Raw genomic sequence first — 12,942 nt, 5'->3', positions numbered from 1 at the left:
TAACAAAATGTTGAGATCTAAGGTCTTATTAAGTGTAAACCAATATTTAATTTTAAATTCATTCATCATGAAAAAAACATTTTTATTTGCTTTAACGGCATTATTTATTTCTTCTGCAAGTTTTGCCGGAGAAACAACTACGGTAGCTAATAGTAACGAAACTTTTGAACTTGCAAATGTTAGAACAAATCCATTTTGTATGGCAGTTGTAAAAGGAGATTTAGATGCGGTTAAAAAAATGATCGAGCTGGGAAGCGATGTTAACGAAAAGTCTAATGGAATGACTCCATTAATGTATGCAGCGCGATATAATCGTGTAGATATTATTAAGTTATTAGTAAAGGAAGGAGCTAGAGTAAAAGCTAGAAATAGTAAGGGCTTTACAGCGATAAAATTTGCAAAGATGTCAAACGCTCAAGAAGCTATTCAATTGCTTAAAGAATTATCATAAATATTTGATTGGTCAATCATAAAAGTAAAAAGCCGGTTTGTATTCATCACACAAACCGGTTTTTTTAATTCTGACCTTGATATTCTCGTATTGCTTCTTTTATTTTTTCAATCCTGTTTTCCGGGTCAGGATGTGTACTTTGAAATTCCGGAGTTCTACTTGGACCGGCGGCAGCTTTTAGAATTTTCATAACTCCTATCATTTCTTCAGGGTTATATCCTGAATTTATCATAAATAATACGCCTAGCTTATCACTTTCTAGTTCATCATCACGACCATTACCAAGTAATATATTTTGCCCAATACCGTTTACCAATCCACCCATATCTGCACCAACAGATGCTCCTGTAGATATGGTTTTCCAAAACTCGTGTTCTGCAATTCTCTCTGCAGAATGACGACCTAAAACATGGCCTATTTCATGGCCTAAAACTCCTGCGACCTGATCTTCATTTTGTAGTTGCGATAATAGAGCATAAGTGATAAAAATTTGACCACCTGGTAGTGCAAATGCATTAATAGTATTTTGATCTGCCAATAAATGGAACTCATATTTATAAGGTGTCTCTTTGGCCATACTAGAGTTCACAAGTTTTTGCCCTACCATATCTATGTAGCTTTGTAACTTTTGATCAGGATATAAACCACCGTGCTGTTCGGCCATTGCAGGTGCATTTTGCAAACCTATTGCGATTTCCTGATCGCTGGTCATGTTAATATTCTGCACTCTATCTGTATATGGATTTAGCGTTTTGTTGTTGCATTTTTTGAAGAATGCAAATGCGACAATTGCTAATCCTATAAGGATACGAATTTTTAAACCTCCTCGTCTCATGCTGGAAATATTTTATTCAACATTTAAAGTTAATGAATATAAAAGTTGCTTACTAATAAAATGTTAAAAAACACTTCTTAGTAAGCAACTACTAGAGGTTTGTGATCTAATTAAAGAACGTGATTAGTACTAACCAGCATGTTGAGTTTGCATAGTTTAGCGATAAAAAATTTGTGTATAGTAATATCTTCCCTGGTCATCTTTGAGAGCTGCAATACCGGTATGAGTAAAGTTACCTTCAATATTTCTTCGGTGACCTTCACTGTTCAACCATCCTTGTACAACGCTTGCAGCATCAGGATAAAAACTTGCTACATTTTCTGCAGTTCCTGTGGCATTTTCTTTTTCATTTAGAACACCACTTCTCGATGAAAAATTATCATGGCTAATGTCACCTTGAGAAATCATATACCTAGTATGATCAACAGCGAGTTCTTCAGCTGTGGTATTCATCTCAAGAGCAGAAAGACCTTGACTTTGTCTGTGTTCATTAACAAGTTTCAATATTTCTTCGGTGATCGAAATCTCATTAGGAGAAGTAACTGTATCATCTTCGTCAGAACAAGAAACGACAGCAGTAATTGCAATAAATGCGCATAAATAGTACTTAAAAAAAGTTTTCATAGTTATGGGGCTTTTGAATAAATAACTAAAATAGTAGAATTTTAGTATAATTGGTTATAATAATTGAGGATTTATGTCAGAAATATTTTCTTTCACATAAGAGTTAATAAAGTTTTCAGAGAAAAAATTACTTCCCATTAGGTTAGCCTTTTTCAATTCGGCAGCAATATCTAGTTTAAGATATTCTTTTAGCATTGGGATTGATATGGGAGCATAGGAGTAATGCCAGGGTTCATATTTAAATCCTTTTCTATTTGTTTTATTGGTATATACCAGATAAAATCCAAAAGAATTAGCATGTTTGTCCATCCATTCTTTAAAAGGGCAGAAAGGACCATTGGCTTCAAAATTTTTTGCGAGTAATAGACCTTTGGGTTGGGGAGCATTACCATCGACAATATCAAGGTCGGTACCCCAATGATGTCTCGAAGTGCCAGGGATGGTTGAGTATTCGATAATCTTCAAAATGGCTTCCTGAGGCGATAAGCCATTTGCAGTAAATTTTTTGTATTTACGTTCCCAGATTCTATTTTGATGGGCATAATTCCGGTAACTTGAGACTACTTTAATCTTGAAACCACTAGCAAGAGCAGAAGCTTTCATTTTTAAAAAGGCCTCGTGTGCTTCTTTTTGAAGTAGATACCCATTACCAAACAGAGAAGGGTCACTTTTTCCCATTAAATCATCCTTAGAAAATTTACTTTGAAGAAGTGAAAAAGAGGTTAAAGATAACCCTAAAGCTGTAATGATATTTAATGTTATGAAATCTCTTCGATACATAGAATAAATATATCCTTTGCTCTTTTATTCTAAGATACCATCTACGATTCCGTAGTCTAAAGATTCTTGAGCGTCCATCCAATAATCACGATTAAAGTCTTTTAATACTTTTTCCATATCCTGTCCACAATTATCTGCCAATATCTGAGCACTTAATTCTTTAGTTTTAAGAATTTCTGCAGCTTGAATTTCTATATTAGAAGCTTGACCTCGGGCACCTCCACTAGGTTGGTGAATCATTACCTTTGCATGAGGTTGTATAAACCTTCTGCCTTTTTCTCCAACACTAAGAAGAATAGAACCCATAGAAGCAGCAAGCCCAGTACAAATGGTAGAAACAGGACTTTTTAAACTTTTAATAGTGTCATACATCGCAAAGCCAGAAGTAACATAACCTCCCGGACTGTTAATGTAAAGCTTGATTTCCTGATCTCCAATCATATCCAGATACATTAACCTGTCTATTACATGTTTTGCAGATTTGTCATCTACCTGTCCCCAAAGGAATACACTTCGTTCTTCTAAGAATTTTTTATCTATTAAATCTTGTGTTTTTCCTGATTTTTCTTTCATGGTAATTTTATTTTCAGTTCTAAGGAAGATAAATGTATAATTATTTTTGGAAAACGACTCTATGAATCTAGCATTTTACAAAATTTTAAAAGGGTTTTGGACAGATTTATAAAACCCTTGTGTTATTTGATAATGAGCAATCTCTCATTGAGGTAAGAGATGAGACTGATACTCAGTAAAAAAGGTATCTGAAATTCATCAGATACCTTTTGGGGTAATTTTGATCATGTGTTTACTCTTACTAATTTGTAAAAATGATCTAATTTTTATCGATTTATGTATAAATATCCTGCTCTATCTTTTTGCCCTTCTACTTTCAGAACATAATAGTATGTACCTACAGGTAATTCTTCTCCTTTAGCAATAGTGGCTCTACCTTCAGATAGACCTCCCCAGGAGTTGTCATAACCTTTCTTGTTATATACTTCTACTCCCCATCTGTTAAAAATAGATAATTCATTTTCTGGAAATTGAGCGATACCCTGTATAATAAATGTATCATTTTGACCGTCTCCATTTGGTGATACAGCAGTAAATATTTCTAAATCACCGTCTAGTATTGTTGAAGAAGTTCCAAAGGTGATAATCACGTAATTATCGGGAATCATAAGTTCTGAAGTAATCTCACCATTATTTAAATCACCTGACACCACTGTGTTTCCAAGATTAACCCATTGCCCTAAAGTACGGTCCCAACCAACTACTCGAAGGTCATCTAAGTTGTTTACTAAAGTGGGTATATTACTGTTATCATCCCAAGTAAGGGTAACTCTTGTTTCAACGTCTCCGTTTAGATCCCAAAACTCAAAAGTACTTACACCAAACAGCAAGCTTTCAAAATTATCTGTATCATAACTTCCGGTGAAGAAGTTTGGAGTATTTGGATCTTCGAAATAATAAGCTCCACTAGCAGTATTAACGGCAGCTTGATTTTCAATTCTCATAGGGCGTAGTCTAAAATCATCCCCTACAGGAAAAGTGAAATCCAATAACCCTGTCATAGAAGCATAGCCATCTACAAATCTATCATCATTAGCTCCTAAGTACGGTGCATCATCGGTGTAATCTAAAGAAACGGTTTTCTCATCTCTTGGAGTTTGTACTCTTCCGTTAACGAACTCCTGAAAATTGGTTACGCCCATAGAAACTTCTAAAAAAAGATCGTTGGCTACATCAATTTCCACATCATGAAAAACAGGTTTATTATTTCCTGAAACTGTTAAACTACTATCATCACTGTAAAAACCAGTAAATCCTACGTTTTGGTCAAAATTACCATCGTTGACCACATTTATATGAAAACCGATTCGACCCTGATTATGGATTTGAATTTCTCCAAAATTATGAAAGGCTTGTTGCGATGAAAGGGTAATAGGGGCTAGAAAACAAATTGCAATGACGATTATTTTATTCATGGGGCTTAAAAATGTAATTACGGTTTATCCGTAATAATTATATGGCTAAAATAGGGTTTAAATTGTTGAAATGCTAATTTTAAGCGATAAAATGCATGAATTTTTCGATGAAATGCACTTTTTGCCGTTCGTCGATAGTTAAAACATGCTTTTATAGATGAAAATGATCTCTAAAATTAGTCGATAGATAAGGAATAAAATTACTAGGGGTGGAAAAAATTGATTTCATGATTTTGACGATTTGTATGTAGAATATGTAGTTAAGAGTTTTGTTTACTTTAATTATAACTATTTTACATGTTTTAATTTTGCCTAACTCTATAAGTTATTGTTCTATTGGTAATTACTCGAGCCGAACCAACTACAGCAGAACCTCCAAATTCTGATGTAGAATTAGATATTGTAGCAGTTGCAGATATCATGCTTCCCGGGGTAATGGGGGATGCTAATGTGATTAAAAAGTCAAACCTGTTAGTATTATCAGTATTTCCATCTGCATCTGTATATGCAGATGTTGTAGCATCGCTATCTGTTCCAGAACCTTCAGTAGCCGAAGTGACAAATACTTGACCTTCACCATAATCTACAGACAATCCAAGTTGGTTGTCTCCAGTTGCCGCTGTTCCTTGATCAATATCGGTTAAGAAAAATTCTACAGTAGCTCCAGAACCAACCCAACCTCTAATTCGTAGTGTGGTTCCGCTTATCGAAGCAGATTCTATTATTGGAAAATTAATACTAGTGTTAGGACCATTATCTGCATCACCAGTATCATTAAGGGTAACTCCATCATTATTGATATCTATACCTAATGCAGGTGCTGCCGTACCATTTGCAAAAATCGAATTTTGTGAAATACGATTTCCAGAAGTGTTTCCTCCGCTTAATACTATTCCCGCTCCAGCATTACTGTTTACGATATTGTTGGATACCGAAGAGTTGTTCTGAGAAAGTTCAATACCACTTAACTGAGCACAACCGTTGTTTGTACCTGAAGTAGTGATTGTATTTTCGGTAATAGTAATGCCTCCTGCATCATCGTTAATTCCGGTGGATTCAGCATTTTCAATAAAGTTATTCTGAATTAAAATACCGCTTCCATTTTGTATAGTAATATTGTATTCACATGCTCTATATCCATTTCCAGTAAAATGGTTATTTTGAATTGTGGTAGATGTTCCACCGTTTACGATAACGCCGAAATCGGTGTTTGAAGCAATGTAATTACCATCTATTACTACTTCGCCACCTGTTACTTGTACACCATCATCGACATAAGATCCTACTCCTACAGTACCAATAGCTCCTAGCGCATTAACACCTAATAAATTTGATGATATAAGATTATTTGTTCCAGAATTTTGGCGCACTGCTCTCCGGTTTCCTCCATATACCGCTATATTACGAATGATAGTATTTGAAGCTGCCATCTGCAATACGTCTCCAAAGTCACTTCGTACCTGAATTTCAGGTAAATTATAGCTGGGTAGGGTAGTAGCTGATACTCCAACGGTATTTCCTCCTGCACCTATTGTACCGGTATTGGTATCACCAGAATAAGCGGTTTGAGTCCTACCATCAATGCTGGTATTGTCTGAAGTTATTTCCGTAAGTTGATTACTATTTGTATTAATATCAAAAAAGCCATTGGCTACATCGTAATTCGGATCTACAGTTCTCCCAAGTGGGTCAGTATTCGTAGGAATCATAAATATAGAAGTGTCTACACCGGCAGCTGGATTAAAAATACCATTGGTTTCAATATTTAAACCAGTTTCATCCAGACTATTAGAATTCACTATAAATTGCTCTAAAGATCCTTGACCATCTGCGTTGGTATTTACTATAGTATTGAAATTAAATCCAAAATCAAGATCTACAACTCCTTCTCCATTTATGGTAACACTAGAAACAGACTGAGCACCGGTTAGTGTATTTGATCCTGCATCAGTGGCAGTTGGATCTGCACCACCTACTTCATTGGGTTGATCGGTAAAAGTACCTCCAGAGGCATAATCTCTTCTAAAGGTTTGTATTGGTAAGCAAGTTGTACAACCTGATCCTCCTCCTCGTGTTGATCTTACCGTATTGTTTACTACTCGAACACGATATGTCCCATCAGGTATACCTCCAAAAGTGTATTCTCCAGAGCTGTTTGAGGTTGTTGCTTCTTCAAAAGTGAAGACACCAGGACTGGTTTCTCTATATAACTCAACTCGTGCATTTTCAATTGCCACACCAGAAGAAGTGACTAAATTTCTTCCAGCACCTCCAGGATAATTAACATCTTCAAATACATTTCCTGTAATAAGGTTACTAGGAACCTTTAATAAAACTGTGTTTAGAATAATAAAATCATTACCTGTTGTTACCTGCGTAGCAGCAGAAGTTTCTCCTGGTCCAATTAAGGCAGAAACATCATAGGTATCTAAATCTATCGCAAATTCAGTACTTGTATTCACATTTGGTATAACAGTATCATCAAATATGGTTGAGTTAAATACATTTTGATTTCCTCCGGTATTGTCTCCATCACCATTTAATGTGGTATTATTGGCACCAACAGTCAATGATATTTCTTCATTCCCGGTAATATCGCCATCTCCTTCCCATGATAAAACAGAGGTTTTGGACCCAGTGGCCCCAATAGCGTAAAAACCATCAAGTGTATAATTGGTAGTAGTATTTGATGAGGCATCAAAACCATTATACATATTGATTCCCACTGCGGGGAAAGCAGGATTGGTGAAAAATATCATTAATGACCAACCTCCAATAATAATAGTATTATCACAAAGTGTACGATTGTCAACAGAAAGTCCGCTAAAATCATAAACATTGGTAGAAGGGTCTGGAATACCTTGTATAATTGAAGTAACATCTCCCACCATACCATAGGTAGAACCTCCATTGGCAGAATTAATTACACTTGCGGTTACATTTTGTCCTTCAAAAACAACTACATCATCAGCACTTGGACTGGTATGGCCCCAGATAAGGTATGCTTGTTCTATAGTCGATCCTGGAGGTATAGTAGTTGTTAGCGTATTCGATGATGAAGGAGCTATTCCACAAGGATCAACAGAATCTGAAGCTAATCTAAGAGAACCTCCTGTAAGCGCATAATCAAAATATCCATTAAATTCATCAAACAAAGTAAGAGGTACATCATCATCTACTGGAGTGTCTCCAACATCATCTGTAATTGTACCGATACCTTCTATAAGTCCTACGGTTGAATTGGATACATTGTTCAATGTTAGATAAAATATCTCGTCGTTTTCAGCAAAAGTGTTATTAATTATAGGGACAGTAACTGTTCTTTGTTCATTGTTTGTTCCTGCAAAACTTAAAGTTCCTGAGGTAGTAGTATAATCCGAATCGGCAAAGGCTGTACCATCATCAGTAATATAATCTACCGTAAAACCTCCAGGTACATTTCCATTTAAAGTTACCGTAAAGGTAGCAGTACCAGCATCTTCACTCACGGTTACATTACCTACATTTAAGAATACCGAGGCACAAGAAATACGAGCGACCCAACCATCGTCAACTACACTACCGTCTGAAGTAAATACGAAAGTTAGACAACCGCTTGGATCTGTAGAAACTATTTGTCTCGGAACGTTTTCATTGTCAAAAACTCCAATTTGAGTTGTCGTGGTGGTACCTTCAAATATGGCTAACCCATCCCAAAAGTCTTCAACGTTAAATTCTTCAAAATCTAAAACAATTACGCTTCCAGGTGTATCTGGACATAGAGTATAGGTTATCGCTTCATTATTACTGTAGTTTCCACTAAAACTTCCTGTGTCCACAAAAAATCCACTACAAGTATTATCGGTAACTCCATCGGTTATAATAAAAGGAATTTCGTCGTCAATGATTGTTCCTTCTGCCTGCGAGTCTGTTATTGTAACTTGAGGACTACTAACTCCGGTAAGATTTACGAAAAAGCTTTCATTACCTTCGGTATCTCCATCATTAATAATAGTTACTGAAATAGTTTGTGTTTCTCCGCTGGTTCCGGAAAAAGAAATAGCAGGAGGGGAGGATGTTGCTGTATAATCACCCGGTGCAATTGCGGTATTATTTGCGGTACTGAAATTTACTGTGAAACCTCCTGGAACATTGGCTCCAGTATGTGTTATAACAAAATTTGCAGTACCAGAGGCTTCGCCTATATTGGTTAGGTCTGCAATACTAATACCAGCATCATTATCCTGTATAGTTACTTCTCCCTGATTGTCACTTATAGTTACCAATGCATTACTAACAGCTCCGAGGTTTACAAAAAAGTTATGATTTCCTTCTACATCAGAATCATCGATAATGGGAATTGTTATTTGTTGCGTTTCTGGTAAGCTTCCTGTTCCCGAAAATGAGATGGTTGGAGTAGGGGCTCCTGTTGCGGTATAATCTGCCGGAGCCGTTGCAGAACCATTAGCAGTAGAATACTCCACCGTAAATCCTCCGGCAACATTAGCACCAGATAAAACTACATCTAGGGTAGCAGTACCGTCTCCTTCGTTAACTGTAACATTGCCAATGGCAATAGATGCGGTATCATCATCATTGATAGTTCCTTCTCCCTGAGAATCAGTTATGGTAACTGTTCCATCGCTAGGATTTGCAATGTTAACAAAAAATGTTTCTGTATTTTCCGTAAAATTATCATTTACAATTGGTATCGAAATAGTTTGTGTTTCTCCAGTCGTTCCGGAAAATGTTATGGTTGGAGTAGGAGCGCCCGTGGCGGTATAATCTCCGGGTGCGGTGGCTGTATTATTAGCAGTAGAATATTCTACAGTGAAACTCCCTGCAGTACTTGCTCCCGAATGAGTAACGGTAAAATCTATGGTTCCAGCATTTTCATTAACATTTGCATTACCAATAGTTATTTCAGCATTCGAAAGGGTCGCAGTGAAGAGTACATCGTCAATGGCAATATTGTCTGCACCTTGCCAATTACCACTACCAGAAATAAATCGAATTGAAGAGTTAGCAGAAATTTGATCTGCAGTTAATGTATGATTTAGAGTAACACCAAATCCAGTTCCTGTAGTAAGAACTGTTTCATATGCACCAGCAGTATCATTCCATAATTGAATGTCAATATCTTCGGTAGATCCATTTCCATTAATAAAAAAATAATCCAAAGATAAATCGACAGCCGAATACGCCGATAGGTCAATATCTCGACGTATTGTCCTACCATCCATATTTACAAATTCAAGATCATTAAAGCCACTAACAAATATTCTACCTCCTCCAGCGGTACCATCATCTCCAGTCTCTATCCAGCTAGTGGTCCATGTTTGATTACCAGAACTATTTGCATAGTTGGCTCCACCATTAAAATTATCTTCATAGGTGTCTTGTGCTTGAAGAGCATGTATAGGTAATATTGCTATACCTAACAAAAGTATAAGTTGATATGTTATTTTTGGTATCAATCTCATATGTTAGTATTAATTACCTAACTACAAATACCACATTGATAAGGGTATTGTCATCAGTTGGGATGCTTAAAATATCATATTGTAACACTCCTGCATCACTTAAACTGTCTATATTGAAAACAATTGGGTCTGCAAAAGTTACGTAATAATATAGTTCGTTGGCCTCATAAATTGGTATGGTATTAGGAGCACTTGGACTACTTATAATTGGTGTCGCATATTGAGCTCTATACAGAGCATACAAGTCTATGGTTTGATTATTAACTATTGCCGAGGCATCAATTTCTATAGAAGGGGGGAAGAATACTCTTCCTGCTTTAGAAGTGATTGGAGCTATAGCTTGTACTACTTCTTGTAAGTTTGTTTCGTTTGTTGGAGTAGTAACCGCATCTTCATCTACGTCGAGTGGTATAGCAAGTAGTACTTCGGCATCAGTTTGATCATCGGTTGCTCTTTGCCATCCATTAGTTGGGCCGGTATAACGATATATTTCTTCATCATCTAGATTATATACTACCGATCCTATTTGTGGATTCAGGATAGCATTAATCTCAGCTAAGTTGGTAGCTGTGGGCAACCCCATCAAAGCATTAGCATCATTCGGACCAATTTGGGCAAAGGCTTGATTCATTAATGCTAGAAATAATATTAATAGGGGTAACTTTTTCATTTTTGATATCTGTTAATCCTGTCTATTTATTTTGTCATGATATTTATTAGAAATCTAGTACTGTAAACATGAATTCTAAATCAATATCGTCTTTTTGATTGGTTCCGTTATCACTATCTCCAATGTTTACTCTAAATCCAGTTGTGGTTTGGCTATAGTATGTGATTCCTGGGTCATCATAATTTTGTCCAGTATTTCCTGGGCAATCACCGCCACAATCTAGAATAGATAATTGAATAATATAGTTGGCATCTGGCATTGCGCTGGTGAATGTAATTTGATAGTCACCCTCGTCAATTCGAGATACGGTCGCATTTAAAATCTTAATAGCTGCTCCAGCCCCTGAAACTTTACCCATTGCTTTCACAGGACTAGCAAAGAATGCACCCCCATCACTACCTACAGTAATTTCATTACCCGTGACGGTACTTACAACGTTTGCAGTTTGAGTATCGGCAGTAGGAGTATTCTCGTTAGTATAAGTAATTACCCCAGTAGTAGTATCTTGAGATAAATTAGTTACAATATTGGTAGCAGGATCGCCTGTTGCTCCTCTTGCTCCATCAGCACCAGTAGCACCTCTAGCACCATCTGTTCCGTTAGTTCCTGCTGCTCCGGTAGCACCTCTAGCACCATCTATTCCGTTAGTACCTGCTGCACCAGGTGCACCTCTAGCGCCATCTGCACCAGTTGCACCTCGAGCACCATCTGTTCCGTTAGTTCCTGCTGCTCCGGTAGCACCTCTAGCACCATCTATACCGTTAGTACCTGCTGCACCAGTTGCACCTCTGGCACCATCTGTTCAGTTAGTCCCTCCTGCACCAGTAGCACCTCTAGCACCATCTGTTCCGTTAGTACCCGCTGCACCAGTTGCACCTCTAGCACCATCTATTCCGTTAGTCCCTGCTGCTCCGGTAGCACCTCTAGCACCATCTATTCCGTTAGTACCTGCTGCACCAGTTGCACCTCTGGCACCATCTGTTCCGTTAGTCCCTCCTGCACCAGTTGCACCTCTAGCACCATCTGTTCCGTTAGTACCCGCTGCACCAGTTGCACCTCTAGCACCATCTGTTCCATTAGTTCCTGCTGCTCCGGTAGCACCTCTAGCGCCATCAGCACCAGTTGCACCTCTAGCACCATCTGGTCCGTTAGTACCCGCTGCACCAGTTGCACCTCTAGCACCATCTGTTCCATTAGTTCCTGCTGCTCCGGTAGCACCTCTAGCGCCATCAGCTCCAGTTGCACCTCTAGCACCATCTGTTCCGTTAGTACCCGCTGCACCAGTAGCACCTCTAGCACCATCTATTCCGTTAGTCCCTGCTGCACCAGTTGCACCTCTGGCACCATCTGTTCCTTTAGTTCCGGCTGCTCCGGTAGCACCTCTAGCGCCATCAGCACCAGTAGCACCTCTAGCACCGTCTATTCCATTAGTTCCAGCTGCTCCGGTAGCACCTCTAGCGCCATCAGCACCAGTAGCACCTCTAGCACCATCTGTTCCAGTTGCACCTCTAGCACCAGCTGTTCCGTTAGTACCCGCTGCACCAGTTGCACCTCTCGCACCATCTGTTCCATTAGTTCCTGCTGCTCCGGTAGCACCTCTAGCGCCATCTATTCCGTTAGTGCCTGCTGCTCCGGTAGCACCTCTAGCGCCATCAGCACCAGTAGCACCTCTAGCACCGTCTATTCCATTAGTTCCAGCTGCTCCGGTTGCACCTCTGGCACCATCTGTTCCGTTAGTACCTGCTGCACCAGTTGCACCTCTGGCACCATCTGTTCCATTAGTTCCTGCTGCTCCGGTAGCACCTCTAGCGCCATCTAGTCCGTTAGTGCCTGCTGCTCCGGTAGCACCTCTAGCGCCATCAGCACCAGTAGCACCTCTAGCACCGTCTGTTCCGTTAGTTCCTGCTGCTCCGGTAGCACCTCTGGCACCGTCTGTTCCGTTAGTTCCAGCTGCTCCGGTTGCACCTCTAGCACCGTCTATTCCGTTAGTACCTGCTGCACCAGTTGCACCTCTAGCGCCATCAGCACCAGTTGCACCTCTAGCACCGTCTGTTCCGTTAGTACCCGCTGCACCGGTTGCACCTCTGGCACCATCTGTTCCGTTAGTTCCTGCTGCTCCGGTAGCACCTCTA

The 12,942-nt window shown here is 38.7% G+C and carries 10 protein-coding genes; 1 reads left to right on the top strand and 9 read right to left on the bottom strand.

The window, feature by feature from the left end; translation table 11 throughout:
- Window positions 1-67 precede the first annotated feature (67 nt).
- Window positions 68-451: an ankyrin repeat domain-containing protein gene (locus M0D21_RS11280; RefSeq protein WP_248329505.1), complete on the top strand. Its 384-nt coding sequence runs from the start codon at window positions 68-70 to the stop codon at window positions 449-451.
- Between the two features lie 64 nt (window positions 452-515).
- On the opposite strand, the gene M0D21_RS11275 is transcribed toward M0D21_RS11280, so the two are convergent.
- The 9 genes from M0D21_RS11275 to M0D21_RS11235 form a co-directional block, all read right to left on the bottom strand.
- Window positions 516-1,286, bottom strand: a complete 771-nt coding sequence (locus tag M0D21_RS11275; protein ID WP_248329503.1) for a M48 family metalloprotease — start codon at window positions 1,284-1,286, stop codon at window positions 516-518.
- 156 nt (window positions 1,287-1,442) lie between these two features.
- The gene (locus tag M0D21_RS11270) at window positions 1,443-1,910 is read right to left on the bottom strand and encodes a CAP domain-containing protein (protein ID WP_248329501.1); all 468 of its coding nucleotides are present in this window, start codon (window positions 1,908-1,910) and stop codon (window positions 1,443-1,445) included.
- Between the two features lie 54 nt (window positions 1,911-1,964).
- Window positions 1,965-2,690, bottom strand: coding sequence for a M15 family metallopeptidase (locus M0D21_RS11265; protein ID WP_248329499.1), 726 nt, complete (start codon window positions 2,688-2,690; stop codon window positions 1,965-1,967).
- Between the two features lie 24 nt (window positions 2,691-2,714).
- Window positions 2,715-3,263 (bottom strand): ClpP family protease, encoded by a 549-nt coding sequence (locus M0D21_RS11260; protein WP_248329497.1) that lies wholly within the window; start codon window positions 3,261-3,263, stop codon window positions 2,715-2,717.
- A 266-nt stretch (window positions 3,264-3,529) separates the two neighbouring features.
- A complete protein-coding gene (locus M0D21_RS11255; protein WP_248329495.1) occupies window positions 3,530-4,678 on the bottom strand; it encodes a gliding motility-associated C-terminal domain-containing protein in 1,149 nt (382 codons plus the stop codon).
- Window positions 4,679-4,980: 302 nt separating this feature from the next.
- Entirely contained in the window at window positions 4,981-10,140 is a 5,160-nt protein-coding gene (locus M0D21_RS11250) for a beta strand repeat-containing protein (protein WP_248329493.1), read from the bottom strand.
- Window positions 10,141-10,153: 13 nt separating this feature from the next.
- Complete coding sequence (locus tag M0D21_RS11245) at window positions 10,154-10,810, bottom strand: hypothetical protein (protein ID WP_248329491.1); 657 nt, start codon at window positions 10,808-10,810, stop codon at window positions 10,154-10,156.
- A gap of 46 nt (window positions 10,811-10,856) precedes the next feature.
- Window positions 10,857-11,168, bottom strand: a complete 312-nt coding sequence (locus M0D21_RS11240) for a hypothetical protein (RefSeq protein WP_248329489.1) — start codon at window positions 11,166-11,168, stop codon at window positions 10,857-10,859.
- Window positions 11,169-11,612: 444 nt separating this feature from the next.
- Window positions 11,613-12,942, bottom strand: a 1,330-nt coding sequence (locus M0D21_RS11235) for a hypothetical protein (protein ID WP_248329487.1), incomplete at its 5' end; no start/stop codon positions are given.

Origin of the sequence: Aquimarina acroporae, assembly GCF_023195925.1 — a bacterium.
Classification (GTDB): domain Bacteria; phylum Bacteroidota; class Bacteroidia; order Flavobacteriales; family Flavobacteriaceae; genus Aquimarina; species Aquimarina acroporae.
The sequence above is the reverse complement of the archived record's forward strand: the minus strand, read 5'-3'. Positions and strand labels throughout refer to the sequence as shown.